This is a genomic window from Mesorhizobium sp. M0106 (assembly GCF_040322715.1).
Taxonomy (GTDB): Bacteria; Pseudomonadota; Alphaproteobacteria; order Rhizobiales; family Rhizobiaceae; genus Mesorhizobium.
This window is the reverse complement of sequence record NZ_JAMYUA010000002.1, coordinates 19424-45705: the sequence shown is the minus strand read 5'-3', so window position 1 is coordinate 45705 and position 26282 is coordinate 19424. Positions and strand designations below refer to the sequence as shown.

The 26282-nt window shown below is 62.5% G+C and carries 24 protein-coding genes and 1 pseudogene; 7 read left to right on the top strand and 18 right to left on the bottom strand.

All coding sequences use genetic code 11. The features are described 5' to 3' along the window. Positions 1 to 39: 39 nt before the first annotated feature. The 3 genes from exoK to NKJ55_RS02005 form a co-directional block, all read right to left on the bottom strand. Entirely contained in the window at positions 40 to 906 is an 867-nt protein-coding gene (gene exoK, locus NKJ55_RS02015; protein ID WP_502904444.1) for an endo-1,3-1,4-beta-glycanase ExoK, read from the bottom strand. A gap of 132 nt (positions 907 to 1038) precedes the next feature. Next, on the bottom strand, positions 1039 to 1440 hold the full coding sequence (locus NKJ55_RS02010) for a hypothetical protein (protein WP_352448450.1): 402 nt from the start codon (positions 1438 to 1440) through the stop codon (positions 1039 to 1041). A gap of 269 nt (positions 1441 to 1709) precedes the next feature. Beyond that, on the bottom strand, positions 1710 to 2732 hold the full coding sequence (locus NKJ55_RS02005; protein ID WP_352448449.1) for a glycosyltransferase family 2 protein: 1023 nt from the start codon (positions 2730 to 2732) through the stop codon (positions 1710 to 1712). A 272-nt stretch (positions 2733 to 3004) separates the two neighbouring features. Here NKJ55_RS02005 and NKJ55_RS02000 point away from each other — a divergent pair, with 272 nt between their 5' ends. After that, a complete protein-coding gene (locus NKJ55_RS02000; protein ID WP_352448448.1) occupies positions 3005 to 3145 on the top strand; it encodes a hypothetical protein in 141 nt (46 codons plus the stop codon). A gap of 43 nt (positions 3146 to 3188) precedes the next feature. On the opposite strand, the gene NKJ55_RS01995 is transcribed toward NKJ55_RS02000, so the two are convergent. After that, positions 3189 to 3461 carry an exopolysaccharide production repressor protein gene (locus NKJ55_RS01995; RefSeq protein WP_023676308.1) on the bottom strand — a complete coding sequence of 91 codons (273 nt, stop codon included), beginning with the start codon at positions 3459 to 3461 and terminating at the stop codon, positions 3189 to 3191. A gap of 605 nt (positions 3462 to 4066) precedes the next feature. On the opposite strand from NKJ55_RS01995, the gene NKJ55_RS01990 reads away from it, so the two are divergent. Both NKJ55_RS01990 and NKJ55_RS01985 read left to right on the top strand, forming a co-directional pair. Next, a complete protein-coding gene (locus tag NKJ55_RS01990) occupies positions 4067 to 4744 on the top strand; it encodes a sugar transferase (RefSeq protein ID WP_352448447.1) in 678 nt (225 codons plus the stop codon). Between the two features lie 207 nt (positions 4745 to 4951). Further along, positions 4952 to 6163, top strand: a complete 1212-nt coding sequence (locus NKJ55_RS01985) for a polysaccharide biosynthesis/export family protein (protein WP_352448673.1) — start codon at positions 4952 to 4954, stop codon at positions 6161 to 6163. Positions 6164 to 6288: 125 nt separating this feature from the next. On the opposite strand, the gene NKJ55_RS01980 is transcribed toward NKJ55_RS01985, so the two are convergent. Next, entirely contained in the window at positions 6289 to 7560 is a 1272-nt protein-coding gene (locus NKJ55_RS01980; RefSeq protein ID WP_352448446.1) for an O-antigen ligase family protein, read from the bottom strand. 328 nt (positions 7561 to 7888) lie between these two features. On the opposite strand from NKJ55_RS01980, the gene NKJ55_RS01975 reads away from it, so the two are divergent. Beyond that, positions 7889 to 8641, top strand: coding sequence for an SDR family NAD(P)-dependent oxidoreductase (locus NKJ55_RS01975; RefSeq protein WP_352448445.1), 753 nt, complete (start codon positions 7889 to 7891; stop codon positions 8639 to 8641). 41 nt (positions 8642 to 8682) lie between these two features. On the opposite strand, the gene NKJ55_RS01970 is transcribed toward NKJ55_RS01975, so the two are convergent. Then, positions 8683 to 9264 (bottom strand): DUF1349 domain-containing protein, encoded by a 582-nt coding sequence (locus tag NKJ55_RS01970; RefSeq protein WP_352448444.1) that lies wholly within the window; start codon positions 9262 to 9264, stop codon positions 8683 to 8685. Between the two features lie 37 nt (positions 9265 to 9301). Further along, a complete protein-coding gene (locus NKJ55_RS01965; protein ID WP_352448672.1) occupies positions 9302 to 10738 on the bottom strand; it encodes an aldehyde dehydrogenase family protein in 1437 nt (478 codons plus the stop codon). 175 nt (positions 10739 to 10913) lie between these two features. On the opposite strand from NKJ55_RS01965, the gene NKJ55_RS01960 reads away from it, so the two are divergent. Next, on the top strand, positions 10914 to 11945 hold the full coding sequence (locus NKJ55_RS01960) for a hydroxyacid dehydrogenase (RefSeq protein ID WP_352448443.1): 1032 nt from the start codon (positions 10914 to 10916) through the stop codon (positions 11943 to 11945). A gap of 25 nt (positions 11946 to 11970) precedes the next feature. On the opposite strand, the gene NKJ55_RS01955 is transcribed toward NKJ55_RS01960, so the two are convergent. The 9 genes from NKJ55_RS01955 to NKJ55_RS01915 form a co-directional block, all read right to left on the bottom strand. Beyond that, on the bottom strand, positions 11971 to 12456 hold the full coding sequence (locus NKJ55_RS01955; protein WP_352448442.1) for a hypothetical protein: 486 nt from the start codon (positions 12454 to 12456) through the stop codon (positions 11971 to 11973). A gap of 104 nt (positions 12457 to 12560) precedes the next feature. Beyond that, the gene (locus NKJ55_RS01950; RefSeq protein WP_352448441.1) at positions 12561 to 15515 is read right to left on the bottom strand and encodes a nitrate reductase; all 2955 of its coding nucleotides are present in this window, start codon (positions 15513 to 15515) and stop codon (positions 12561 to 12563) included. A 3-nt stretch (positions 15516 to 15518) separates the two neighbouring features. Next, a complete protein-coding gene (gene nirD / locus NKJ55_RS01945) occupies positions 15519 to 15848 on the bottom strand; it encodes a nitrite reductase small subunit NirD (RefSeq protein ID WP_352448440.1) in 330 nt (109 codons plus the stop codon). A 66-nt stretch (positions 15849 to 15914) separates the two neighbouring features. Beyond that, on the bottom strand, positions 15915 to 18365 hold the full coding sequence (nirB, locus tag NKJ55_RS01940; protein ID WP_352448439.1) for a nitrite reductase large subunit NirB: 2451 nt from the start codon (positions 18363 to 18365) through the stop codon (positions 15915 to 15917). Between the two features lie 19 nt (positions 18366 to 18384). Beyond that, positions 18385 to 19686 (bottom strand): MFS transporter, encoded by a 1302-nt coding sequence (locus tag NKJ55_RS01935; protein ID WP_352448438.1) that lies wholly within the window; start codon positions 19684 to 19686, stop codon positions 18385 to 18387. A gap of 58 nt (positions 19687 to 19744) precedes the next feature. Next, complete coding sequence (locus tag NKJ55_RS01930) at positions 19745 to 19942, bottom strand: twin-arginine translocation signal domain-containing protein (protein WP_352448437.1); 198 nt, start codon at positions 19940 to 19942, stop codon at positions 19745 to 19747. 392 nt (positions 19943 to 20334) lie between these two features. After that, positions 20335 to 21132: an ABC transporter ATP-binding protein gene (locus NKJ55_RS01925; protein WP_352448436.1), complete on the bottom strand. Its 798-nt coding sequence runs from the start codon at positions 21130 to 21132 to the stop codon at positions 20335 to 20337. Positions 21133 to 21143: 11 nt separating this feature from the next. Further along, complete coding sequence (gene ntrB / locus NKJ55_RS01920; protein ID WP_352448435.1) at positions 21144 to 22040, bottom strand: nitrate ABC transporter permease; 897 nt, start codon at positions 22038 to 22040, stop codon at positions 21144 to 21146. Positions 22041 to 22124: 84 nt separating this feature from the next. Then, positions 22125 to 23441 (bottom strand): CmpA/NrtA family ABC transporter substrate-binding protein, encoded by a 1317-nt coding sequence (locus NKJ55_RS01915; protein ID WP_352448434.1) that lies wholly within the window; start codon positions 23439 to 23441, stop codon positions 22125 to 22127. Between NKJ55_RS01915 and NKJ55_RS01910 the strand changes: the two genes are divergently transcribed. Then, complete coding sequence (locus tag NKJ55_RS01910) at positions 23428 to 23556, top strand: hypothetical protein (protein ID WP_352448433.1); 129 nt, start codon at positions 23428 to 23430, stop codon at positions 23554 to 23556. The genes NKJ55_RS01915 and NKJ55_RS01910 overlap by 14 nt on opposite strands. 243 nt (positions 23557 to 23799) lie before the next feature. On the opposite strand, the gene NKJ55_RS01905 is transcribed toward NKJ55_RS01910, so the two are convergent. Both NKJ55_RS01905 and NKJ55_RS01900 read right to left on the bottom strand, forming a co-directional pair. Continuing rightward, entirely contained in the window at positions 23800 to 25035 is a 1236-nt protein-coding gene (locus NKJ55_RS01905; protein WP_352448432.1) for a CmpA/NrtA family ABC transporter substrate-binding protein, read from the bottom strand. A 2-nt stretch (positions 25036 to 25037) separates the two neighbouring features. Further along, positions 25038 to 25637, bottom strand: coding sequence for an ANTAR domain-containing response regulator (locus NKJ55_RS01900; RefSeq protein ID WP_023676288.1), 600 nt, complete (start codon positions 25635 to 25637; stop codon positions 25038 to 25040). A 117-nt stretch (positions 25638 to 25754) separates the two neighbouring features. Between NKJ55_RS01900 and NKJ55_RS01895 the strand changes: the two are divergent. Further along, positions 25755 to 26111: pseudogene (locus tag NKJ55_RS01895) on the top strand (ABC transporter permease subunit); the annotation flags it as partial. Positions 26112 to 26282 lie beyond the last annotated feature (171 nt).

Here is a 26282-nt window from a genome sequence, read left to right as displayed (position 1 = left end):
TTTCCGACCACCTTCGGCCCGGCCGATTCAGATGCGCTTCTAGTTTGTCTTGCATGCCAGCGATTCGGGGAATTGGCAGGGCTGGCCAAGTGCGGTGAATGCAACACGATCCACCTGCATGGTGAGCTTGCGGCCCGGATCCGAGAACGGCCCCATCCAGCCCTTCATCGTATCGCTGCCCCACAGGCTGAAATAGATCCTTTGCGAATGGGTGGGCAGCTTCGCCGGATCGGTGATCTCGTGGACAAGCTTGCCGTTGACGTACCAGCGCAGCCGGTCCTTTTCCCAGACGAAGGCGTAGTCGTTGAAGGCCTTGTCGGTGCCGCCAGCGACGTCGACCAGTTTCTCGTTCTTGCCTTTGCCGGCTATGTAGGCGTTGACTTGAACCTTGGACGTGTCCTTGGTCAGCACCTCGAAGTCGATTTCATCATGCGGCTGCTTGTCGGCATCGCCGACGAAGCTGAAGAATGCCGCGTTGACGCCGGAGCCCGTGTCGGTCTTCATCCGCGCCTCGTAAGTGCCGTAGCCGAAGCGCTGCTTGGTCTGGATCTCGGCGCAGGCGAATTCGCGATCCTTCAGCTTGCGCTTCTCGAAACCGAGCGTCAGCATGCCGTCGGAAAGCCCGATCAGGCTTTTGGACCAGGTGCAGTTCTGATGCTTGCCGTTCGTCCAGCCGTCGGAAATGTACCAGCGCGCGCGACTGAGGCTGGTGAAATCATCGACAAAGGACGGCGCGGTTGGGAGATCCTGGGCGCGCACGGGCACCAGGCCCGCAACCATGCTGACGAGACCAATCAGCAGAAACGCGCCGTCTGAACGGAGCCGCCGCAGCTTGCCTGGGATCGGGTGCGTGAACAGGGTGCCTCGGGTTGCCGGGGCGGGCGTGCTTTTAAGATCTGCGTTCATATCAAATTCACCTTGTGCTGTGCGCCCCCAAAGCGATCGTTCGAACCGTGACGAAACAACCTGATCTCGACCTCTGTCGCTCCCAAGCTCCGTGTTGTGCCTAAAACCATTGCGCCGACCCGGGGTGTTCGCTCAGCCTGTGCCGGAATCGGCGGGCTTCACAAAATCGGTCCTTATGTCGGGACCGTTCTGCCGCTTCTCGTCGAAGATTTCATCCAGCGAATGACGGAGATCCTTCATCATCTGCATCTGGCGCGACAGCGCTGCGATGCGCCGCTCGCAATTCAGGATCGACCTGGTCAGTTCGCCGACTTCGGAAGACCTGCGAGAGGAGACCGCTCCGTTCTCCATGGCCTCGACCAGAAAGGCGGCATTGGTAGCCGTCGTCCTGTAGCGGTTCTCAAGGCCGCTCTTCTCCGCCTCGACTTCGGCCGAGATCTGGTCCAGCAGCTTTGCCAACCGATCGAGGCGCGAGGTGTCGGTCTGCGTGTCGCGCGCCGGATCTCTCGATCGGAAGCGAAAGATCGAGGCCATGCAGTCAGCGCCCCATCATCGTCGAGCTGGTGAACGGCCTTAGTGCGCGTCCACATTCAACAGACATTTCTTGCATCGTCCAGCTCCTCCGACAGGGTATGTCTCGGGCCAGTTCGGTTGGCCGTCCAAAATTGCTGCACCGCAACATAGATTGCCATTCCCTGCGCGGATAGGCAACCACCTAGATCGTAAACTCATGAATCTCGTTGAAACGGTCCGAGCCGACCGAAGGGTAAGGGAGTAGCTACCGCCGTCGCACGTTGACGGGCCTAGCTTTCGCTGGCCGTGCTGGTTCCGGCCATGAGGAAGCGCAGCGGCGGCACATGCTGACGCTTCGCGGCGAGGCCGGCGCGGCGAAACAGCGCATCCAGCTTATCGGAGGCGACGCCGCGGACGACGGCTGTGAGGTTGGACGAGCCGGCCAAGGCGTAGGCCGCGGCCGGCGCCAGCCCACGCTCAGCCTTCACGTCTAAAAACTTCCGCAACCGGTATTTGTCGCGGATGTGCCGCTCGTGCCTTCTCAGCGCAGCCTTCGATGCCTCCGGCAAACTGTCGATCGCAAGCAGCGCCAGGTCGGCATCGGCCAGATGCTTCAGGTCCTGGGTCTTGTGCCGTCCGCTCAGCGAATCGGCGCGCACGATCGCGCCGTAGCCACAGGATTTGATGACCTTGAAGCGCGCGCCATGGGCAACCGCGCGCGCATAGAGTTCATAGTCTTCACCCAGGCGCAGCTTCTCGTCGTAGCGCAGCCCATGCCGATCGAGAAAGGCGCGGCTGATCACCGGCTTGAGGAAGCCCAGTTCCCCGCGTTGCACACGGCGCCTGGAGATGTTGGCGTCGATGAAACCCTCGAAATCGAGGAATTCCGGCTCGGGCGAGAACGGTGGAGCAACGATTTTCGAAACGTCGGTTGCCGCGTCATCCCTGACAAGCATGATGTTGTCTGCGGCGAAATCCCAATCGGTGCTGGCGAACAGTCTGTGAAACCTGCCTTCGAAAAAGAAATCATCAGCGTCCAGAATGCTGATGAACGGCGACCTGGAACCGGCTATCGCGGCGTTGCGTGCAAACGATGGGCCGCGATTGACGTCGAAGCGGATGACGGAAAGGCGGCCCGTGCCGTCGCCGGCCGCGTGGGCGACTTTCGCGGTATCGTCGGTAGACGCGTCGTCGACGACGACAACTTCCGCAACCTCAGGCTCGCGTAATGCCGATGCAATGGCAGCCGGGATTGTCCGCGCCGCATTGCGGGCGGCGATGATCACGCAGACCTGGAATGATGTCATGAACATGCCTCTCGATTGCAGAAGTCGTTGCGGATTTCCTCGCCCCGTCCGCTCAATGCCCCACCGCCCATTCTGAAATGCATCGGCCCAAACGCCTATGCTGCAAGTGCGAAGCAAGCATCGCCAAAATCATCGGCGCCGTCCAGTTTTTCATTTTGCTGGGTGTCATGGCCCGGTTGGGCAGGCGGCGAGCCTCAATCGGGATGGCTCCAGAAATGCGCCGCTTGGCAGAGCCGTTCCTACACGCTCCATCAGAGCGCTCGACTGGCAGAAACCAGTTGCTGATCCTCGCCGACCGGACGGCGGCGGGGCGGAGCGAGCGCGTCGAGGCCCGCAGTGTCAAGGAATTGAAAGAGCAGGAATGCCGACTGCCGGTGTCGTTTGAGGCGAGCAATTCGTCAGAGGACCGGCGAGCTTAACCACAGGTCACATGGACATCGCAGACCGCGACCAGGCCCGAAATCAGTGAAGGCCTCTCCTGGCGCTGAGTTTCTCGCCTTCGGCCGCTTCGTTCGAACTCAGCTTTCGTTCAGCGTCGCGGATTTTGTCGGCCGGGGTCGGGGCATTTCTGGCAACCATGGCAAAGACCAGCAGAAAATAACCCAGTTGGATGACTATAGCGCAGCCGATGACACGAAACAGCGTCGTACCGAGCGAGGCGCCGCCCAAATAGGACCAGACGATCACGATCGCCAGCGCAAAACACATTCCGATAATGAACTTTGGCAGTGACATACCCGATAGCCCATCAACCGGCTCGGGAAAAATGTCGACAAGCCCACCCCGAGCACCTCCCTTAAACTCTGCGAGCTTATTTAGGTTGCCCGCTTCTGGCCGGTTGCTTCCGGCCTAGCCCAATCTGTCCATAGTCCGACAGAAACAATTTGCAACTCTATTGAGCCACGCAATAGGCGGCAAGGGCAGCTGCGGAATAAATTTTAAACGAATCCTCGGGATCGACTCCGCCATGGTGCAACGCACACGTCGGCATCACCACTAATTGCCGGATATCGACTCGCTCCAGTATGATTCATAATATTGAATAGTATTTTATCATAACATCAGTCATTATCTTGAAATTCTAAATGACGGCAAAGCTCCACAGGAGGGTATAAAGAGCGATTCGCCTAAAATCAGCCCAAAAATTGGACTAGCTTTTCCAAAATTGCCCATAATCTGTCTCTTTTGCGACATAAATGGGAAATTTTGTGCAGGACGAGTTTATTATTTAGTCAGTTCATGACGCGACTATTACAGCCGTCTGAGAAATTGTGTGTTGCGCTGCAACATTTTTTTGGTATCGTGCGGTAAACCATCCGTTCAACGTATGGAGTTTACGCATGAGGGACGTAGCCAAGCCGGCCGATGCGGATTTTTCGCAGGCCGGCGTCGATTTTCCGCCACCGATTGGCGGCCTGCTCAAACGCAGCTTCGATATTGTCGGTTCGCTGATCGGCCTGGTCGCTCTCAGCCCGCTGTTCGTAATGATAGCGCTGCTTGTCAGGTTTTCCGATGGCGGGCCGATTTTCTATGGTCACAGCCGAATCGGCCGCGGAGGACGGATTTTTCCGTGCCTCAAGTTCCGCACCATGGTTGCAGACGGCGAGCGGGTGCTTGCTGCCTATCTCGCCGCGAATCCGGAGGCCAACGCCGAATGGATAGCGACCCGCAAGTTGAAGAACGACCCGCGGATCACGCGCGTCGGAGCGGTGCTGAGGAAGCTCAGCCTCGATGAGTTGCCGCAGATCATCAACATCCTGCAGGGGGATATGAGCCTGGTCGGGCCTCGTCCCGTGGTGCGCGATGAGCTGGAGATATATGGCAATTCGGCCGTCTATTACCTGAAATCGCGCCCCGGCCTCACCGGGCTCTGGCAGGTCAGCGGACGCAACGATGTTTCGTATGACAGCCGCGTCGCATTCGACAGGCACTATGTCGAGAACTGGTCGATGTTCGAAGACATTCGCATCATCATCAAGACCGTACCTGCGGTCTGGATGTCGCGAGGCTGCTACTGACGGCCGCTTGCTGGCCGTGCATCGAGGAGCGGCTGTCCAGAATTCGGGCCCGGAACTCAGGCCCCTAACTCAGGCATCGGCAGCTCATCGGGCGGGGCAAACCAGATCGGAAACGCTCAGTTGAAAGCAGATATAATCGATATCTTTTGCACCGGCATTCTCTCCAGACGCATGCGGCGAGTACGGCTTTTGACGACTTGCCTTACAATGGCGACCGGCCTGACCCTGTCGCTAGCCTTGCCACAGTTTGCCTTCGCCGACGACTATCGGCTTGGAGCACAGGACAAGCTGACCATCCGCGTGGCGGAATGGCAGACCGTCGAAGGCACGTTTCGTGACTGGTCGGCCATCAATGGAGAATACACGGTCGGCCCCGCTGGAACCTTGTCGGTTCCCTTCGTCGGCGAGATGCCCGCATCCGGCAAGACGACTTCGGAGATCGCGGCATCGCTCGGCGAGGCGCTGCAGCGCAAGCTCGCTCTGGCCGACAAGCCGGAGGCTTCCGTCGAAATGGCGCAGTACCGGCCATTCTACATCTCTGGCGAGGTGCAATCGCCCGGCCAGTATCCTTGTGTGCCTGGGTTGTCCGTGCTGAAAGCGATGAGCATTGCCGGCGGAGCCCGGCGGAACCCGGAGAGCGGACAGCGCTACGACCGCGACCTGATCAATGCCAAGGGCAATTTCGACGTACTACAAGACCAATTGGTCAGGCTGACCGTCAAGCGCGCCCGCATCGAAGCGGAACTGGCGGACAAGCCGACATTCGCGGTGCCGAAAGAGGTGGCCGACGATCCGAAGCTGCCCAGCATCGTTGCCGATGAGACGGCGATCCTGGCGGCCGACCAGAAGAAACTCAAGCTGCGCTTGCAGGCGCTCGACGATTTGAAGGCGCTGCTGCAGAGCGAGATCGATTCGCTGCAGAAAAAGATCGTCAACCAGCAGAAGCAGGTTGATCTGGCGAAGGAGCAGCTCAACGGCATCGGCTCGCTGGCGCAAAAGGGCCTGGTCGTCAACACGCGGGTTTTGAACTCGCAGCAAACCATCGCCGACCTCGAGGGCCAGATCCTGGATTACGAAACGGCGATTCTCACGGCCAAGCAGTCGATCAGCAAGGCCACCCAGGACGCCATCGATCTCGAGAACACCCAGAACTCCAGCCTCGCGACCGACCGGCAACAGACGGAAGCCGATCTCAACGAGGCGACGCTGAAGCTGAATATGGAAAAGGCCTTGATGTCCGAAGCCTTGTCGGGCAGCCCCATGCCGCAATTCTACGGCAACAACGAACCAGCGGCCTTGTCATTTTCCCTGGTGCGGGTGGTCGACGGCAAGACCAGCGAAATCACCGCCGATGAAGACACGCCGGTGCTGCCAGGGGACGTGATCAAGGTCAAACCGGCGCCCATGGCCATCCAGTAGCTTCTTTCCACCGGAGCAAAGCACCAACCCCGCAGGCAGCGGTCTGCGGGGTTTTTGCGTTTGGGATCTTATGGATCAGAAAACAAGGCGGCCTTCGGGCAACGAACCGCCTGGATCCGCCCGCTCTAGCCTCGCACGGCGTCCGGTTCCTCGAGATGGTTCACGGCGCTCCACCGGGAAGGAGCGACGGCCGGCACCCTCACCAGCTTGAAGTAGCTGTAGTACAGCAGGAACGATCCCATGATGTAGGGATTGAGGGTCTCGACCTCGACGAAGGATCGGATGAACAGAAGCACCATGACGCCGGCAAGAATCACGGAGTCGGCTTGCCATGTCCTGAATATCAGCGCCGAGACGTGACCCCAGAGCGTGCGCAGGATGATCAGCGAAAGCAGTGTCGCGCCGACGAAGCCGAGTTCCACCAAGGTCTCGATGTAGGTGTTGTGGAAGTGGAAGCCGCTTCGCGCGGCGATATAGAATTCGTTCCACAGCCGCTCGGCCTCGGAGAAGCCCTGCACCCAATAAGCCGCGTAGCCGACGCCGAGGATGGGCGATTGCTGCGCGGCATTCCAGCCCTGTTGCCAGAGGTAGGTTCGTCCGGTGAGCGTCGAATCCTTGCCGAAAAGGCCAAGGACAAAGTCCATCAGCCCGAGATTCAGCGCAATCACGGTGCAGGCGACCAGCCCGCCCGCACCGATTATGAAAATTACCCGGCGATGGCGGAGCGAAAGCAGCTTGCCGATGGAAAGCAGGGCGACCAGAGCGAGAACCGCGGGGGTAGATGCCATCGAAGTGGCGGAATGCGACACCACCAGCAGATAGCCCGATAGAAGGACAATCGGTACGATCAACAAACAGCTTATCCGGCCGCGCCTGAGAAAGGCCAGGTAGACAACGCAGAAATAGATGCCAAGCGATGCGACAAAGCCGATCTGGTTCTTGGAGCTGAACGCGCCGACGAAATTATACGTCCCATCGAGAACGTCGTAGGAATAGCTCGCGACCTTGAGCGAGTAGAGCAGGACGACGAAAATCCCGATCAGGGCGCCTATGGTCAAGGTCCGGACGCTGACGGTGCGCGCGGCAATGTAGGCGCAGGCGATATGGGAGCAATATTGGACGGCCGTTCTTGCCGTGGTGCCGGGAGCCGCCGACCAGAACACCGAGAAGCAGACATAGGTTGCAAAGGCCAGCGGAAGCCAGGCGCTGGAAGCGTGCCTTAATATCTTGCGGTAGTCGACCAGGATGAGCGGTAGCCAGACTGCATAGTAGGCCAGGATCATGGCCTGGCCGAAAATGGTCGAGTAGGAAAACGCCCAGATCGAGACGGCAACGGCAAAGCTGCCATAGACCGTGTTCTTGTCCGGATCGATCAACAGAGATTTTGGAATCTTCATCTCGATAGCGGTTTTCCGTCCTTGCAGCTCAATGCCGATTTCATGGGCCGCTCGTGGGCCGATTCGTCGGATCGATGGGAGCCTCGCCTGCAGGCGCTCGCATTGTGCAGTGCAATATAACCCATCCGGCGCCGCCTGTCACCCGGATGCCAACCGGGCGCGTCGTTCCAGCCGTTCTCTCCATACCGGGCGAGACGATTTGGCCAGAAGGCAGTGCCGTACAATTGACCGGTGCTGGCCCATCATAAGCTGTTCTGAGGTTGCAAGTCCGCGCTTGAACTTGTCCGCCGTTGACTTCACATTCGCCGCCAATTGGGAGGAAGACCACATGCCGATGAGTTTCGCGGGACGATTTGCCGGACGATCTGCTGTTATCACCGGCGGCGCCTCAGGCATCGGCCTGGCCGTCGCGCAAAGGATCACTGGCGAAGGCGGGCGTGTTTCGGTCTGGGATCGCGATGCCGCCCAGATCGAGCAGGCCAAGGCCATTGTTCCAGGCCTGCACAGCGTCACCTTAGACGTCGCCGACCCCATAGCGGTCGAAGCCGCCGCCGGAGAGACGATCGAAGCGCTTGGCGCGGTCGATGTCCTTGTCACCAGTGCTGCCATCACCGGGCCGAACATGACGACCTGGGAGTATTCGGTGGAGGATTGGCGCCGGGTCACCGACATCAACATCAACGGCGTCTTCTTCTGCAACAAGGCGCTGGTCCCGCATATGCTCGAACGCAATTACGGCAGGATCATCAACATCGCCTCGATTGCCGGCAAGGAAGGTAACCCGAACGCCTCGGCCTACAGCACCTCCAAGGCGGCGGTGATCGGCATGACCAAATCGCTCGGCAAGGAACTGGCCAAGACCAAAGTAACGGTGAACTGCGTCACGCCGGCGGCCGTGCGCACCGCGATCTTCCAGCAGATGAGCCAGCAACACATCGACTTCATGCTGTCCAAAATACCGATGGCGCGGTTCGGCGAGGTCGAGGAGGTGGCGGCGCTGATCTGCTGGATCGCGTCCGAGGAATGCTCGTTCACAACGGCGGCCGTCTTCGACGTCTCCGGCGGCCGGGCGACCTACTGAGGCGGGGCCGGACGCAAACCGCCCGACCGGATCGCGGCGCCTCAGTCGTGAAGCTCCCGCGAGATCGGCGGGCCGATCGAAAAGTCGCTGAATGTCACTTCGAAGCCCTCGCGCTGCGGCGAACAGCACATCATGCCGACATCGACCGTTTTCGACGGGGGGAAATAGGCAAGCCGCACCGGTTTCCAGTGCTTGTCAGATGGGTCGCGATACTGGACGCGGATCGTCTCGGCATGGCGGGTCATGCGGATCCTGACCCCGTCCGGATCGGCCGGAATGCTGGCCAGCGACCAGTCGGAGGCATCGTTGGTGACGACGACGGAAAAATACATCAGCCCGTCGGTGTATTCGATGCCGGCCTTGATCCAGTGCGTCTCGCTCAGACGGACCATAAGCCCGGCCTGATCGTAAAGCACCTCATAGTGCCCCTTGACGGTGACTTCGGCGCTGAAATCGCCCTCGACCTCACGATAGAGGAAATGGCCATTGTCGCGCCAGAAGCCGTAGAACGTCTCGCGCCAGAAGTCGGTCTCCTCACCGGTCCGTACATGCACCGTATTGTTGCCGAAGGCGTGGTGCGGCGGCGGATTGAGCCAGGTCAGGTCCGTATTCTCAGATGCCATCGACTTGCTCGCTGCCTGGCTGGTCTGCCGCCTTTTCTTAGCCGGCAAACGTGTAAGCGGTCTTCACCGTGGTGTAGAACTCTGCGGCATAGCGGCCCTGCTCGCGCGGGCCGTAGCTCGATCCCTTGCGCCCGCCGAAAGGCACGTGGAAGTCGACGCCGGCCGTCGGCAGATTGACCATGACCATGCCGGCTTCCGAATTGCGCTTGAAGTGCGTGGCATGCTTGAGGCTCGAGGTGCAGATGCCGGACGTCAGCCCGAACGGCGTGTCGTTGGCCACCGCCAGCGCCTCGTCATAATCCTTGACGCGGATGACGTTGGCGACCGGGCCGAAAATCTCCTCGCGCGAGATGCGCATGGCGTTGGTGGTTTCGGTGAACAGCGCAGGCTGCAAATAGAAGCCGCGGGTTTCGCGATCGAGCCGCTCGCCGCCGAAGGCGAGATCGGCACCTTCCTGACGTCCGATGGCGATATAGTCCTCGTCCTGTTTGAGCTGGCTCTGGTCGACAACCGGCCCGATCTGCGTCTTGGCATCGAGAGCGTCGCCGACGACCAACTTGGCCATGCGGTCCTTGAGCGCCTCGACGAAGCGGTCGTGGATGCCGTCCGTCACCACCAGGCGGGACGACGCCGTGCAGCGCTGGCCGGTCGAGAAGTAGGCACCGTTGATGGCGCAGTCGACCGCGACGGCAAGGTCGGCATCGTCGAGCACCACAAGCGGGTTCTTGCCGCCCATTTCGAGCTGGAACTTGCGCATGTGCTCGACGCTGGCGGCGGCGACGCGCTTGCCGGTGCCGACCGAGCCGGTGAAGGTGATGGCGTTGAGGTCAGGACTGTCGAGCATCGCCTGGCCGACCACCGAACCTTTGCCCATCACCAGGTTGAGCACACCCTTGGGCAGCCCGGCGCGGTGCAGGATGTCGACAATGGTCCAGGCGCTCTCCGGAACGAGTTCCGCCGGCTTGAAGACGATGGTGTTGCCGTAGGCCAGCGCCGGAGCGATTTTCCAAGCCGGAATGGCGATCGGGAAATTCCACGGCGTGATGATGCCGACGACGCCGACCGCTTCGCGGGTGATCTCGACGCCGACGCCGGGCCGCACGCTCGGCACCAGCTCGCCCGACAGGCGCAACGCCTCGCCGGCGAAAAAATCGAATATCTGGGCGGCCCGCACAGTCTCGCCGATGCCCTCGACCAGCGTCTTGCCTTCTTCGCGCGCCAACGCCCGGCCTATTTCATCTTTCCGCGCGGTGATCTCGTCCGACGCCTTCCTCAGCACCGCATGGCGTGCCAGCAGGCCCGATCGAGACCATGCCGGAAATGCCGCTTTCGCCGCCGCGATGGCCTGCCGGGCGTGCTCGGCGCCTCCCGATGCATATTCGCCGACCACGTCGTCGAGATTGGACGGGTTGATGTTACGGGAGCCGGCATCGCCTACCCACTCTCCATCGATGAGGTTCTTTCGAAACGGGATCATGTCGCTGTCTTCCTTGTCGTCCTTCGATCGCCGTCTATCTGGACCACCGACCGCCGCACCGCAAGGCCGAAGGCAGGCAAACTTCTCCTCCTCGACAGGCATGTGATAGGTGTCGGGGCGGGGAAGACGATTCTAGTGTGGTGCGACGCGGATCGCACGGGAGGAAATCATCATGTCCGACAGCGCCTTGCCGCTGGTGATCAGCGCACCCGAACCGCGCACGCTCGACCTGATCTTCACGCCGGCTGCGCTGGCGAAATTTCGATCGAAATACCGCATCGTCGAAATATCGCCCGAAGCGGTGGCGGCGCTGCCGGCCGATATCCTTGCCGAGGCGCGCTACATCGTCGGCCAGCCACCTATCGCGCCGGAGACGCTGGAAAGAATGAAGGCGCTGCGCTGCATCTTCAATGTCGAGAGCAACCTCATCAACAACATGCCCTACGAGACGCTGTTTTCGCGCGGCATCCATGTCGTCACCACCGGGCTGGTGTTTGCCGAACCGGTGGCCGAGCTCGGCCTTGCCATGGCGCTCAACCTCGCCCGCGGCATCGTCGACGCCGATCTCGCATTTCGTCATGGCAAGGAGCTGTGGGGCGGCGACGGCAACCGGACGGCACGGCTTCTTTCCGGCGCGGATGTCGGCATTATCGGCTTCGGCGATCTTGGCCGTGCGCTCAACCGGCTGCTGTCAGGCTTTCGCACGCGGACAAAAGTCTTCGACCCGTGGCTGCCGCCGTCGATCCTGATCGAAAACGGCGTCGAGCCGGCCTCTCTCGACGACGTTCTGTCGAACAGCGATTTCATCTTCGTCGTCGCTTCGGTGACCAGCGAAAACCAGGGTTTCCTTGGTGCCGAGGCGTTTGCCAGGATGCGCAAGGGAGCCGCTTTCATCCTGCTCAGCCGAGCCGGCGTGGTCGATTTCCCGGCACTGATGGACGCCGTCCGCAGCGGCCATATCGTCGCCGCCAGCGATGTTTTTCCTGAGGAGCCTCTGGCCCAGGATCACCCGGTCCGTACATTGCCGGGGTTCCTGCGCTCCGCCCACCGGGCCGGCGCGCTTGACATCGCCTTCAAGCGGATGGGCGACATGGTGCTGGAAGACATGGACCTGATCGACCGCGGCCTGCCGCCGATGCGTTCGAAGCGGGCCGAGCGTGAGACCGTTTCGCGAATGCGTTCGAAGCCGGTCGACAAGAATTAAGCCGCCTGCCGACGGTCGCACATGCTCAGACGGTGAAGGACCAAAACAGGCAGGCCAGTGTCGCTGCGGCGAAGACGACGAAGAACAGGCTTCTCAACAAGATGTTGCGGCGCAGCTCGTTGATGAACAGATGACACCCGACGACGGCTGCGACAAACAGGAAGCGCCAGTTCAGCAGTGCGGAGAGCACATCGCGCTGACCGAAAGCAAATCTCGCGGCGAGACATCCAACGATGACCGCAAACAACACGATGACCGTCCAGAAGATCGCATCGGCGGCATGTGTCAGGACGATGCCAGCGAGCCTGATCGGCAGAACCATCATCAGCAGTGCGCTGAAAAAATAGATCGCCGCGAGCGGAATGAACGTCCCCGCATCGGCGACGTCGCTCAAGCGCTTGGCGCCGATCGCGCCATAGGGATAGCCATGCCTGGCCACCGCCAGGCTGAGCGCCATCAGCAAGGCCGTCAGCATGGTGGCAAGCGCGAATGAGGTCAGGGCTTTGCTCATGGGGCTCCCGTTCCGAGCGAATCGAAGTCAGGACGTTGGTAGCCCATGGTTTGTAAATTGCTAGTAAGCATCATGCAGCGGCACGGCAGAGTTTCTCGGTGCATTCACTCCGCAGCTTGCAGACGCCGCCCGTCGATAATGGTCTTGATCTCGGCGCGGCAAGAGCCGCAATTGGTGCCGGCGTGAAGGGCGGCGCCGATTGCCGCGACGCTGGTACAGCCGCCGCGTACCGCTTCCGCGATCTGGTTGGCACCGACCCCGAAACAGGCGCAGACGGTGGCACCGCGGTCGACGCTGTTGCCGCCCGGCCGCCCGGCGACAATCGCCAACCGCGCCTGCCGATCGGCATGGTCAGCACCAAGTTGTTCGACTGCCCACCCGCGCGACACCGCTACCGGGGTAGGCGCAAGATAGAGCGCGCCGACCAGCCGATTGCCTGCGAAACGGGCGAAGCGATGGTGCCCGCCGGCGATGTCGTGATAGGCGAGCGTCTCGCCTTCCATGCCTAACAGGGAGGCGGCAAACCCGGTCCAGTCACGGCTGTCCTGCAGCGCAATTTCAAGCCGCCAGCCGGCGGGGCAGCGGGCGAGGCTCCAGTAATCGGCGTCGATCGAGGCGGGCCGTTCGGCAAGCACCGCGAAACCGAAGGCTGCGGCAGCGAAGCGTTCGAGGCGGGCGGCAACGTTCTTCGAGGCCGGCTGACCTGAAATCGCATCGGTCGTCGGCGGGACCAGTGCATCGACACGCGCGCGGGCGGAGATCTGATCGGTCCAGTGCATCGGAACGAATACAGAGCCTTGGCGTTGGCGCACCGTCACCAGGGCGCGGACCAGCACCTCGCCATGGCCAGTCGAGACGCGCACGATGTCGGCATCGCCGATACCGAAGTGCTGCGCATCCGCCGGGTGGATTTCGACGAACGGTTCGGCCATGTGCTGCGACAGGCGCGGGCTCTTGCCGGTCCGCGTCATGGTGTGCCAATGGTCGCGGACGCGCCCGGTGTTGAGGACGAGCGGGTAGTCCAGGCTGGTGCGGGTTTGTGCGGCTGGGCGGATGGCAATGAAGCGTGCCTTGCCGTCGGGTGTGTAGAAATTGCCGTTGGCGAAGAAGCGGGTGCTTTTGTCCTCCGGCTGGCGCCGCGCGCGCCGCTCTGGCCTGCCGGCCACCTCCCCCTCAAGGGGGGAGATTGGCAGTTTTGCCGGCTGCGCCCACTCATCAACCTGGGAGACTGGCGATAGCCGAGCAGCAGGCTGATCTCCCCCCTTGAGGGGGAGATGGCCGGCAGGCCAGAGGGGGTCATCTGCGACGGCCTCCACCTCGGTGGGGCGACCCGGAGAGGTCGAGACTTCACCACCGACCCCACCCCGTCCCGCTTGTTTCGCTTTGCTCAACGCGCGTGCCGACCCTCCCCTCAAGGGGGAGGGTGGAGCCGGCGCTGGCCATTGGAACGGCAGAAGATCCTCATAGGCCTCTGCACCGATATCGCCATACGCGCCTATATCAAAATCGCGCGCGCCGTCATTCTCGAAGCCCGACAGCGCCGCGTGCTCGGCGAAGATGTCGGCCGGCGACACATGCGAAAAAGCCTCGCCGAAGCCCATCCGCTTGGCGACTTCAGTGATGATCCACCAATCTGGCCTTGCCTCGCCGGGCCTGGCCAAAAAAGCCCGCTGGCGCGAGATGCGGCGCTCCGAATTGGTGACGGTGCCATCCTTTTCGCCCCATGCGGTGGCCGGCAGCCGGACATGGGCGTGGCGGACCGTGTCGGTCTCGCCCAGCACGTCCGAGACCACAACAAACGGGCAGGCCCTGATCGCCGCTTCGACGGCATCGGCATCCGGCATCGAATCGACCGGGTTGGTGGCCATGATCCACAGCGCCTTGATGCGTCCGTCGGCCACCGCTCGGAACATCTCGACCGCTTTCAGGCCGGGTTTTTCGGCGACGGTTGGGGCATTCCAGAAGCGCTGCACGCGTTCGCGGTGCTCGGGGTTTTCGATCTCCATGTGGGCGGCCAGCATGTTGGCCATGCCGCCGACCTCACGGCCGCCCATGGCGTTGGGCTGGCCGGTCACCGAGAACGGCCCGGCGCCGGGCTTGCCTATGCGGCCGGTGGCCAGATGGCAGTTGATGATGGCGTTGACCTTGTCGGTGCCCGAAGACGACTGGTTCACGCCTTGGCTGTAGACGGTCACCGTCTTCGCCGTCGCGGCAAACAGGCTGTAGAAGCGGGCCAGTTCGTCCTCACTGAGACCCGTGGCAGCCGCGATGCCGGCAAGATCGAGCGCCGAGGCGGCGAAAAGCGCTTGCCCGAAGCCGGTCGTGTGCGCCGTGATATAGGTGCGGTCCAGCGCGTTGTGCTGGCCGAGATAGGCGAGCAGCCCGGTGAACAAAGCGACGTCGCCATCGGGCGCGATCGCCAGATGCATGTCCGCGATGTCTGAGGTCATGGTGCGGCGAGGGTCGATCAGCACCACCTTCATCTCGGGCCGCTTTTCCCGGGCGGCGGCAATGCGCTGGTAGAGTACCGGATGGCACCAGGCGAGATTGGAGCCGACCAGCACGATCAGGTCGGCAAGTTCCAGGTCCTCGTAATTTCCCGGAACGGTGTCCGAACCAAAGGCGCGGCGGTGGCCGGCGACCGACGAGGCCATGCACAGGCGCGAATTGGTGTCGATATTGGCCGAGCCGATAAAGCCTTTCATCAGCTTGTTGGCGACGTAATAGTCCTCGGTCAGCAACTGGCCGGAAACATAAAAGGCGACCGAACCGGGGCCGTGTTCGGCAATGGTTTGCGAGAAGGTCGAAGCGACAAGGTCGAGCGCTTCGTCCCAGTCGGTGCGGCGACCGTGGATCTCCGGGTATAGCAACCTGCCGTCGAGGTCGATGGTCTCAGCCAGCGCCGAGCCTTTGGAGCAGAGCCGGCCGAAATTCGCCGGGTGGTCCGGGTCGCCGCGAACGGTTATTTCACCGTCCGCGGCGACCTTCGCCAGCACGCCGCAACCCACCCCGCAATAGGGGCAGGTGGTCCTCACCTCGCGCGCTTCATCAATCTGCATGGTTCACGCCGCGCGGCTGGCCAGCGCTTCCAGCGCAATGAACAGCCGCTCGCCGTCGACCCGCACGGCAATGGTGCGCACCGCGCCCTCGTCCGCGCCGAGCGCCTTGCCTGTCTCCAGCGAGATCACCCAATTGTGCAAGGGACAGGTCACCGCCGTGCCATGGACGATGCCCTGGCTGAGCGGCCCACCTTTGTGCGGGCAATGGTCGTCGATGGCAAAGACCTGATCGTCGGCCGTGCGAAAGACGGCGATCTTTCCTTCCGGCGTGGCGACGCAGCGCGCGCCGCGACGCGGAATGTCCGAGAGCGTGCCGATCGATACCCAGTTCATGTGGCCATTCCTCTTTTGCGCGTGTTCTTGTCCGAAAACCGCATTCCACTTTTCGGGAACACGCGCCTACTCCGCCGCCTGGGCAAAGCCGACCGAAGCCATCGGCCGGAATTCATGCTTGTCCTTGCCGGAAGCACGTTCCGACCATGGGTCGACCTGGGCGAATTTCTGCGAAAAGACGAAGCGGTCGAAATAGGCTTTGCGCTTCTCGCCATCGTCCATGATCTGACGCTTGATCTCAGCTATGCCGACGCGCTTGGCCCATTTGTAGATACGCTCGAGATAGCGGCCCTGCTCGCGATACATCTGCGTCAACGCCACGATATGCTCCAGCGCCTCGTCCTCGGTCTTGACCTGGCCGAGCACTTCGGTGCCCTTGATGTCGAGACCGGCGGCGCCGGCGAAATGGATCTCGTAGCCGCTATCGACGCAGATCACGCCGACATCCTTGCAGGTCGCCTCGGCACAGTTTCGCGGACAGCCCGACACCGCCATCTTGACCTTGGCCGGGGTCCACGAGCCCCACATGAATTTTTCGATACGGATGCCCAAGCCGGTCGAATCCTGCGTGCCGAAGCGGCACCAGTCCGAGCCGACACAGGTCTTCACCGTGCGCAGTCCTTTGGCATAGGCGTGGCCGGAGACGAAGCCAGCCTGGCCGAGATCGGCCCATACCGCCGGCAGGTCTTCCTTGCGGATGCCGAGCATGTCGATGCGCTGGCCGCCGGTGACCTTGACCATCGGGATCTCGAACTTGTCGACGACGTCGGCGATGGCGCGCAATTCGGCGGCGTTGGTGACGCCGCCCCACATGCGCGGCACTACCGAATAGGTGCCGTCCTTTTGGATGTTGGCGTGGACGCGCTCGTTGATGAAGCGCGACTGGTAATCGTCGGCGTATTCGTCGGGCCAGTCGCAGACGAGATAGTAGTTGAGCGCCGGCCGGCATTTGGCGCAGCCGCAGGAAGTCTTCCACTCCAGTTCCTGCATGACGGCGGGAATGGTCTTCAAGCCCTTGGCCTTGATCAGCCGGCGGACCTCGTCATGGCCAAGCGCGGTGCAGCTGCACATCGGCTGGACCGCCGCGGGGTTGTATTTGTCGCCGATGGTCAGCACCATCAGCTTTTCGACCAGCCCGGTGCAGGAGCCGCAGGAGGCCGACGCCTTGGTGTGGGCGCGCACATCGTCGAGCGAGGTCAAGCCCCTGGCCGTGATCGCGCCGGTGATCTTTCCCTTGCATACGCCGTTGCAACCGCAGATTTCCGCATCATCCGGCAAGGCTGCAACGGCCGCCATAGGGTCCAGGGGGGCGCCTCCCTGGTAGGACTGGCCGAAGATGAGCGTATCGCGCATCTCGGATATGTCGGTCTGCTTCTTCTTGAGGTCGTTGAACCAGGCGCCGTCCGCCGTCTCGCCATAGAGCACGGTGCCGATGATGCGGTCGTCCTTGAGTACCAGGCGCTTGTAGACGCCGGCCGCGGCATCGCGCAGCACGATCTCCTGACGGTCATCGCCCTCGGCGAAGTCGCCGAGAGAGAACAGCTCGATGCCGGTGACCTTGAGCTTAGTCGGCGTGTCCATGTGGACGAAAGCCGCCGCCTCATTGCCGGCCAGATGGCTGGCGGCGACGCGCGCCATCTCGTAGAGCGGCGCGACCAGCCCGTAGACCTGGCCGTTGACCTCGGCGCATTCGCCGATTGCGTAGATATCGGGATCGTTGCTGCGCATGCCGGCGTCGACGACGATGCCGCGATTGACCGCAATGCCGGCTTCCTTCGCCAGCGCCGCATTCGGCCTGATGCCCACCGCCATCACGACGAGCGTTGCGGGAATGACTGTGCCGTCGGCAAGCTCCACCCGCTCGACCTTGCCGTTGCCGGTGATCGCCTGGGTGTTGGCCTTGGTGATGACCTTGATGCCGCGCTGCTCGACGGCGCGCTGCAGGAGATATCCGGCGGCCGGATCGAGCTGACGCTCCATCAGCGTCGGCATGACGTGCAGCACGGTGACGTCCATGCCCTGCGCGTTCAGACCCGCAGCCGCTTCCAGGCCGAGCAGGCCGCCGCCGATGACGACAGCCTTGGCCCGCGACTGGGCGGCAAGCATCATCGCCCGGACGTCGTCGAGATCGCGATAGGTGAGCACGCCCGGCAGGTCATGGCCTGGCACCGGAATGATAAACGGCACCGAGCCGGTGGCGATGACGAGTTTGTCATAAGGCTCGGTCACGCCATGATCGGAGGTGACGGTCTTTGCCTGCCGGTCGATGGCGACGATCTTGTGGCCCTTGTAGAGGGTGATGCCGTGCTTGATGTACCAGCCGTCGCCATGGATGATGATCTCCTCATAGGCCTTTTCTCCCGACAGAACCGGCGACAGCATGATGCGGTCGTAGTTCACGCGCGGCTCGGCGTTGAAGATGGTGACCTGGTAGCGCCCAGGCGCCTTTTCCAGGAGATGCTCCAGCATGCGCCCGGGGGCCATGCCGTTGCCGATGATGACGAGTTTCTCGGTCATGTCCTGATCCACTCCGCTCTCACTCAGCCGCGTAGGAAAGGCCTGAAGCTTCGTCAGACGCCGTGCGCTCCATCCGCCGGATGGAAAAATGCATCCAGGCAAAGCAGGTGGCGACGATGACGAAGAGCAGCATGAAGCAGCTCGACCAGACGCCGGTGAGGTCGTTGAGCACGCCGAAGGCGATTGGCAGGATAAAGCCGCCGAGCCCGCCAATCATGCCGACAACGCCGCCGACCGCGCCGACACTCTGCGGATAGTAAGCCGGGATGTGCTTGTAGACGGCGGCCTTGCCGAGGCTCATGAAGAAGCCGAGCACACAGGCAACGGCTATGAAGGCGAGCGGGCCGATCTCGAAATGGAAGGCGATCGGCCCGCTGATACCGCGCACGACGTAGTCTGCCGAGGGGAGAGACAGAACGAGAGTCGCGACGGCACTGACAGCGAAGGTGCAGTAGAGCACGGTGCGGGCGCCGATCCGGTCGGAAAGCACGCCGCCATAGGCGCGGAAAATACTTGCCGGAATTGAATAGGCCGCGCCAATCATGCCGGCGGTCGCAAGCCCGAAGCCGTAGACGCCGATCAGGTACCGGGGCAGCCACAGCGAGAGCGCCACGAATGCACCGAAGGCGAAGAAATAATAGAAGGCGAAGCGCCAGACCTGCAGGTTCTTGAGCGGCGCGAATTCCTGCAAGAAGCTTCTCTTGGGCGCTGCCTTGCCGGCGCGGCGCTCGCGGATGACCGGGTCGTCGCCAGTCGTGAACCAGAAGACGGCGGCCATGACGACGAGTGCTGCCGCCCAGATCAGCGCGACCGACTGCCAGCCCCAGGAGAGAAGCACGAACGGTGCCAGGAACTTGGTGACCGCGGCGCCGACATTGCCGACACCGAAAATGCCAAGCGCCGTACCCTGCTTGCCGGCCGGGAAGAAGCGCGAGACATAGGCGACACCGACGGCGAAGGAACCGCCGGCGAGCCCAACGCCTAGTGCGGCGACCAGCATCTGCCCGTAGGTGTGCGCAAAAGCGAGCAGAAAGGTCGCGACCGCCGCCGCAAGCATGGTCGCGGTGTATACCAGCCGTCCGCCAAAACGGTCGGTCCAGACACCGAGCACCATACGCACGAGCGAGCCGGTGAGGATCGGCGTGCCGACGAGCAGGCCGAACTCCGTCTCGTTCAGCCCCAGCTCCTGCTTTATGCGCACGCCGATAATTGAAAAGATCGTCCACACCGCGAAGCAGACGGTGAAGGCGATGGTGGACATGGCAAGCGCCTGCCGGGGAGCGCTGTCCTGGCTGGGCGCGGCTGGGAGATTTGCGGTCATTTTCTGGCTCCGGTTTGCGGCGTGGGAGGCACCGCCCTTGTCTGTTCGTTCGCGACTGTCAGCGGCGCAGCATCGGCGAACTGGTTGAAACCGAGCTGTGCGCGGTCACTTCGAGACCCTTGCCGTCAGTCTTGGCGCCGTCGGGAAAGAGGAGGAGCGCGGCGGTGAACAGCGCCGCCGTCAGCGCGCTGACGGCCAGAAAATCACGGCGCGTGAAGTCCGCGAGGGACGCGGCAGTTCCGATCCGTTTCGTCATCGTCGTCTCCGGTTGGACGCCGCTTGGGATCAGCGCCGTCGATTGCGTTAAAACAAAAAAGCCGCCGGCCAGGTCTTCGCGTCCGGGTTCCGGGAGCGCGTGTGGACCTGAGCGGCAGCTTTGCCTGTGGCGCCCGCCATTGGACGCCGTTTCAGTTGGCCCTTGCGGACCCTACATTTCGGAAAGCAGGAAGCGTGCCAATTCGACAGCGCTCTTAATTATCGAATGAAATCAATATGAACCGCAGCCGCGCGACTTTTGACCAAGCTCGGCAGCGGATCAAAGATTAGTCAAAATGCCTTGCACAGCAGCATAATATTTGTGCAATGCGGTAGATTGCCCATTGCCGATGCAGATTGCCAATGATGATGACGAGTTTTCCCGTTATGGCCTTACTCCGCGGCTTCGACGAAGCGGTGGCGTTCGTAGAGGAATTTCAGCACCGCCTCGCGGCAGCGCAGGAAGGTGCGGTCGGAGGAAAGCTCGATGCGCCGGCGCGGCCGGGCCAGCGGCACGGCAAGAACCTCGCCGATGGTGGCCGCCGGGCCGTTGGTCATCATCACGATGCGGTCGGACAACAGCACCGCCTCGTCGACATCATGGGTGATCATGATCGTCGTCGAGCCGAGCCTCGAATGGATATCCATCACCGCGTCCTGAAGATGGGCGCGCGTCAGCGCGTCGAGCGCCCCGAACGGCTCGTCGAGCAGCAGGATCTTCGGCTCCATGGCCAGCGCCCGGGCGATGCCGACGCGCTGCTTCATGCCGCCCGAAATCTCGGCCGGACGTTTGTCCTTGGCATGCCCCATCTGCACGAGATCGAGATTGCGCATGATCCATTCATGCCGCTCGGCCCGGCTCTTGCTCCGGCCAAAGACCTTCGTGACTGCCAAATTGATGTTTTCGTAGACGGTGAGCCATGGCAGCAGGCTGTGGTTCTGGAACACCACGGCGCGTTCCGGGCCGGGACTATCGACCTCCTTGTCTTCGAGCAGAACGGCGCCGGCCGAGACCTTGGTCAGGCCGGCGATCAGGTTGAGCAAGGTCGACTTGCCGCAGCCGGAATGGCCGATGATCGAGACGAATTCGCCCTTGTCGATGGTCAGCCGGATGTCCTTCAGCACGTCGCTGACCTGGCTGCCGCGGGCGAAGGATTTGTCGATGTGGTCGAGTTTCAGATAGGCCGTCATCGTCCCTCTCCTCACTTTGCCGTTGTGCCGCGGGTGACGAAGACGCCGACCGCCGCGACCAGGCGGTCGAGGCAAAAGCCGGTGACGCCGATATAGGCGAGCGCGACAATGATGTCGGGCAGGCGCGACGAGTTCCACGCGTCCCAGATGAAGAAGCCGATGCCGACGCCGCCGGTCAGCATTTCGGCGGCGACGATGGCGAGCCAGGACAGGCCGATGCCGATCCGCAAGCCGGTGAAGATGTAGGGCGCGGCCGCCGGCACCATAATCTTCACAAAGAACTCGAACTGATTGAGCCGGAGGATACGGGCGACGTTGCGGTAGTCCTCGGGGATGTTGCGGACACCGACCGCGGTGTTGATGATGATGGGCCAGATCGAGGTGATGAAGATGACGAAGATCGCCGACGGGCTGGAATCGCGGAACGCCGCCAGCGACAGCGGCAGCCACGCGAGCGGCGGCACCGTGCGCAGGATCTGGAAGACCGGATCGAGACCGCGCATCGCCCAGATCGACTGGCCGACGAGCGCGCCGAGCGCGACGCCGACGATTGCTGCCAGGCCGAAGCCCATGGCGACGCGCTGCAGCGACATCAGCACCCGCCAGGCGAGTCCGATGTCCTGCGGGCCATTGTCGAAGAACGGGTGGGCGATCAGGTCATAGGCCTCGTTCCACACTTGGCTCGGCGGTGGCAGGCTGGCTGTGGGCGACGAACAGGCGACCTGCCAAACGACGAGCATAATGGTAATGACGATGACCGGCGGCACCAGCGTGCTGGCCAGTTTGGCGGCGATCGCGGCCGGGTCGAAGCGGCGCCGCGCCCTGGCGGTCAAGGCGATGACCTCGGCGGGCTTGGCCGGTGCGGGGAACGGCTTCACCTTGCGGTCCTCGATGGCTTGGATAGACATTTCTCGAACGCTCCTTTGGCATTTGGCGACAAGCGGCGCCGTTGCGCTTGTGGCGACAAACGGCGCGAGCGCCGTTTGCACCGTTCAGGCCGATGCCTTGATCTTCAGGCTGTCGAGATAGGCGGACGGGTTCTCCGGATCGAAGATCTTGCCGTCGAAGAAGGTCTCGACGCCGCGCGATGAAGACGCCGGAATATCGGCCGCGGCGACACCAAGATCCTTGGCCGCCTCACGCCACAGATCCTCACGGTTGACCTGGTCGACCAGCGCCTTGATGTCGGTGGTCGGCGCGAACTTGCCCCAGCGTATGTTTTCGGCGAGAAACCAGGAGTCGTGGCTCTTGAAGGGATAGGACACGCCGCCCTGCCAGAACTTCATGTAGAGATCGGTGCCGTTGGCGACGCGGCCATTGCCGTAATTGATGTCGCCCTTGAGGCGGCCGATTATGTCGGCGGTCGGCACGTTCATCCATTGCCGCTTGCCGATGATGGCGGCCATCTCGTCCTTGTTTTCTTTTGCCTCGCACCATTGCTGGGCTTCCATGACGGCCATCAGGATCGCCTTGGTGGCGTTCGGATACTTGTCGATGAAGGCGGCGCGCAGGCCGAGCGCCTTTTCCGGATGCCCCTTCCATAGCTCGCCCGTGGTGGCGGCGGTGAAGCCGACGCCCTGGTGGACGAGTTGCTCGTTCCACGGCTCGCCGACACAGAACACGTCCATGTTGCCGACCTTCATGTTGGCGACCATCTGCGGCGGCGGCACGACGATGGTCGATACGTCCTTGTCGGGATCGATACCGCCGGCGGCCAGCCAGTAGCGCAGCCAAAGATCGTGCGTGCCGCCCGGGAAGGTCATGGCGGCCTTCACCTCCTTGCCTGCGGCCTTCTTGGCTGCGAAGGCGTCCTTCAGCTTTGAGGCGTCGAGGCCGACGCCGGTGCCGGCATATTCCTGGGCGACAGAAATGCCCTGGCAGTCGTAGTTGAGCCGGGCCACGATCGCCATCGGCAGCGGCTGCTTGTTTTGCGTCACCTTGCCGGTGTGCATCAGATAAGGCATCGGCGTCAGGATATGGGCGCCGTCAATGCCGTTGGCTTCGCCGCCGAGCACCAGATTATCGCGCGTCGCCCCCCAGGAGGCCTGCTTGAGCACCTCGACGTCGGGCATGCCGAATTTCTCGAACAGGCCCTTCTCCTTGGCAATCATCAGCGGCGCCGCATCGGTCAGCGCTATGAAGCCGAGCTTGGCGCCGGTGACTTCCGGCGCGGCGGGCGCCGCATAGGCGCCGGAGGGCAGCAGCGCACGCGCCGCGGCCAGCGTTGCCGCGGTGGCCGCGCTGATCCTCAGGAAATCGCGGCGGCTGATCGCCGTTTGGGCGGAATGGCTATTGGTGCTTTTCGTCATCGTCATCTCCGGTTGGGCGCGGCTTGGGATCGGCGCCGTCGATTGCGTGTTCGACCAAAACAAAAAAGCCGCCGGCCAGGCCGCGCGCGTCCGTCCATCCGGGATCGCGTGTTGACCTGAGCGGCAGCGTTGCCTGTAGCGCCCGCCATTGGACGCCTATTCCGTGACCCGAGAAGAGTCTGCCTATTGCAACGCAGGAACCGTGCCAGTTTCGGAATGGATGACAAACATCAATGAGATCAATGACTTGCCAAAATCGTCGGCGCGCCGGCCCGCTGGGCGAGCAAGCCAAAGATTGTTCATTAGCGCAGTTGCACGCACATTTTTTGTGCAGCGCACAAGAATGGCGCCGAAATGATCAGACGGCGCGCGCCAATTTCTGGCCGGCAATGTAGGCGTCGATCTCGTCGGGATCGAAGATCTGGCCATCGAAGAAACCATCGGGACCGAGCACCAGGCTTGCCCCCGCCGAACCGACCGGAGTCGCGGCCTTCAGCGCGCCCTCGACCTTGGCATTGGCACCGGGAAGCGCCACGCCAAGCGGCTTCAACGCCGAGCGGTAGAGATCGGGGCGGTAGCAGTCGCGGGCAATAGCGAGGTTTTCCGGCGTGTGCGCGACATGCCCCCAGCGCACCATCTGCGTGTAGAACCACAGCGCATGGCTCTTCCACGGGAAGTTCGCCGCCTTGTTGAAGGGCAGAAAGAAGTCGCCGACACTGAGTTCGGCGCTGCCGCCGAGCGCCAGATGCCCGCTGAGGATCGGCATCTGCAGCGCCGGCGCAAGCCCGAGGAAGGCCGGCTGCGCCATCAGGGCCGCGAGTTCGCCACGGTTTGCCGGATCCTGGCACCAGCGCGCCGCGTGATGAAGCGCACGCAGCAGGGCTGAAAGCGCGTCCGGCTCTCTTTCCGCCCATGCCTTGCGCACGCCGACGACTTTCTCGGGGCTGGTCTTCCAGATGGCCGCCTTGACCGTGGCGATATGGCCGGTGCCGGCGACGACCGAGGCGCTGTTCCAGGGTTCGCCGACGCAGTAGCCGTCGATCCTGCCGGCGGCGAGTGCGTCGGCCATGAAGGGGGGCGGCACGATGACGATCTCGATTTCACGCGACGGGTCGATGCCACAGGCGGCGAGCCAGTAGCGCAATTCGTAATTGTGACCGGAGTGCGGATGGACGACGGCGAAGCGAAGCGGATCGCCGCCGCCATTCGCCCGTTCACGAATCAGCGCTCCCAACGCCTTGCCGGCCCGCGCCGGATCGAGATCGGGTTGGGCGCCGTGCGCGGCCATGCCGGCCCAGACCGCGTTCGAAACCGTCACGCAATTGCCGCCGAGGCCGAGCGAGAACGGCACGACGGTATCGGAGGCGAGCGGCGTCAGCCCCAGATTGCAGGCGATCGGCATCGGCCCCAGCATGTGCGCCAGATCGAAATGGCCGATGGCGATGCGGTCGCGGATGTTGGCCCAGGATGTTTCCCGGTTGAGCGTCAGGTCGATGCCTTCACGCAGGGCGAAGCCGATTTCCTTCGCCGCGACAAGGACAGCGCTGTCGAAGAGCGGCATGAAGCCAGCATTGATCCGGTGCGCGGCCGCCATTCTCAACTCTCCTCGGGATCCAGCAGGCCTGCCGCCGTTACCAGGCTCTGGGCGATCTCGGCGATCTTGCGGTTCTGGTTCATGGCGGTCTTGCGCAGCAGCGTATACGCCGCGTCCTCCGACAGGCCGCGCGACTTCATCAGGATGCCCTTGGCGCGATCGATCACCTTGCGGCTTTCCAATTCGCTGCGGGCTTCTTCCAGTTCGCGCGCCATGCGCGAAAACGCATTGAAGCGGCTGATTGCCATGTCGAGGATCGGCTTGACCCGCTCCTGACGCAGGCCGTCGACGACATAGGCTGATACCCCCGCTTCCACCGCTGCTTCGATCGAAGCCTGATCGGAGCGGTCGACGAACATGGCGATCGGCCGCTTCACCACGCGCGAAAGCTGGAACATGTTTTCGAGCATGTCGCGGTTGGGATTTTCGAGATCGATGACGATCACGTCGGGTTCGATCTCGGCGATCCGCCGCGCTATGCCGGCGACGTCATGGATGACCGTGACCTGCTGATGCCCAGCCTCCCGCAATCCCGCTTCGATTATCGAAGCGCGGATGTGGTTCTCATCGATCACCAGGACAGTGAGGGATTTGCGGATCATGCCGCATTTTGCGCAGGCGAGACGATTGTGCAATGCGGCATCGCGAGATTCACGGAAACAAAGCCGGCGTCCAGGCGCCGCCTGAGGAATTGGACGCGACGGCCAGCGTCGCGGGCGGCGGTCGGCGACAACGAACGGGCAACGCGCCTGTCCGGCGTACGCTGCTGGCAGGTGATCACCGCGCTCTACGTTATCTCGAGCGTGCTCGTCGGCGCTGCACTACATCGGCCTGATCAAGGCCGTCGCTCGCCGACCCGCTGGTGCTGCCTTGGGTGGCCGCCGCCGTCGTCGGCGGCACCTCGATCTTCGGCGGCCGCGGCGGCTGCACCGGCACAATCAACGGCGCTGATCCCTACCGCGCTGACGACGCTGCTGACGATTTTGCAGATGCCGGAAGGGGCGTGGTGGATATTGTTTGGATTAATCGTGCTGTTTGTGACGGCGGCCGATTTGCGGATTGTGGAGGAGAGATAGGGGGAAGCTGAGGCGGGGGGCTGCTTTGACCCAATCACGACGCTCACTCCGGTCAGTGGTAACGTCCGGATTTGGCGCGCGATTCCGACCTCAGCGAACGAAGTTATGACACGCCATTCCAGTGTATGCTTGCTTCGCCAAATTGGGTGTGCGCTGCAATAGCAGCCCGAG

Excerpts from the sequence above, each read along its gene's own strand:
- exoK (WP_502904444.1), bottom strand. The coding sequence starts at position 906 with ATGAACGCAGATCTTAAAAGCACGCCCGCCCCGGCAACCCGAGGCACC.
- NKJ55_RS02010 (WP_352448450.1), bottom strand. The coding sequence starts at position 1,440 with ATGGCCTCGATCTTTCGCTTCCGATCGAGAGATCCGGCGCGCGACACG.
- NKJ55_RS02005 (WP_352448449.1), bottom strand. The coding sequence starts at position 2,732 with ATGTTCATGACATCATTCCAGGTCTGCGTGATCATCGCCGCCCGCAAT.
- NKJ55_RS01995 (WP_023676308.1), bottom strand. The coding sequence starts at position 3,461 with ATGTCACTGCCAAAGTTCATTATCGGAATGTGTTTTGCGCTGGCGATC.
- NKJ55_RS01990 (WP_352448447.1), top strand. The coding sequence starts at position 4,067 with ATGAGGGACGTAGCCAAGCCGGCCGATGCGGATTTTTCGCAGGCCGGC.
- NKJ55_RS01985 (WP_352448673.1), top strand. The coding sequence starts at position 4,952 with ATGGCGACCGGCCTGACCCTGTCGCTAGCCTTGCCACAGTTTGCCTTC.
- NKJ55_RS01980 (WP_352448446.1), bottom strand. The coding sequence starts at position 7,560 with ATGAAGATTCCAAAATCTCTGTTGATCGATCCGGACAAGAACACGGTC.
- NKJ55_RS01975 (WP_352448445.1), top strand. The coding sequence starts at position 7,889 with ATGCCGATGAGTTTCGCGGGACGATTTGCCGGACGATCTGCTGTTATC.
- NKJ55_RS01970 (WP_352448444.1), bottom strand. The coding sequence starts at position 9,264 with ATGGCATCTGAGAATACGGACCTGACCTGGCTCAATCCGCCGCCGCAC.
- NKJ55_RS01960 (WP_352448443.1), top strand. The coding sequence starts at position 10,914 with ATGTCCGACAGCGCCTTGCCGCTGGTGATCAGCGCACCCGAACCGCGC.
- NKJ55_RS01955 (WP_352448442.1), bottom strand. The coding sequence starts at position 12,456 with ATGAGCAAAGCCCTGACCTCATTCGCGCTTGCCACCATGCTGACGGCC.
- NKJ55_RS01950 (WP_352448441.1), bottom strand. The coding sequence starts at position 15,515 with ATGCAGATTGATGAAGCGCGCGAGGTGAGGACCACCTGCCCCTATTGC.
- nirD (WP_352448440.1), bottom strand. The coding sequence starts at position 15,848 with ATGAACTGGGTATCGATCGGCACGCTCTCGGACATTCCGCGTCGCGGC.
- nirB (WP_352448439.1), bottom strand. The coding sequence starts at position 18,365 with ATGACCGAGAAACTCGTCATCATCGGCAACGGCATGGCCCCCGGGCGC.
- NKJ55_RS01935 (WP_352448438.1), bottom strand. The coding sequence starts at position 19,686 with ATGACCGCAAATCTCCCAGCCGCGCCCAGCCAGGACAGCGCTCCCCGG.
- NKJ55_RS01930 (WP_352448437.1), bottom strand. The coding sequence starts at position 19,942 with ATGACGAAACGGATCGGAACTGCCGCGTCCCTCGCGGACTTCACGCGC.
- NKJ55_RS01925 (WP_352448436.1), bottom strand. The coding sequence starts at position 21,132 with ATGACGGCCTATCTGAAACTCGACCACATCGACAAATCCTTCGCCCGC.
- ntrB (WP_352448435.1), bottom strand. The coding sequence starts at position 22,040 with ATGTCTATCCAAGCCATCGAGGACCGCAAGGTGAAGCCGTTCCCCGCA.
- NKJ55_RS01915 (WP_352448434.1), bottom strand. The coding sequence starts at position 23,441 with ATGACGAAAAGCACCAATAGCCATTCCGCCCAAACGGCGATCAGCCGC.
- NKJ55_RS01905 (WP_352448432.1), bottom strand. The coding sequence starts at position 25,035 with ATGGCGGCCGCGCACCGGATCAATGCTGGCTTCATGCCGCTCTTCGAC.
- NKJ55_RS01900 (WP_023676288.1), bottom strand. The coding sequence starts at position 25,637 with ATGATCCGCAAATCCCTCACTGTCCTGGTGATCGATGAGAACCACATC.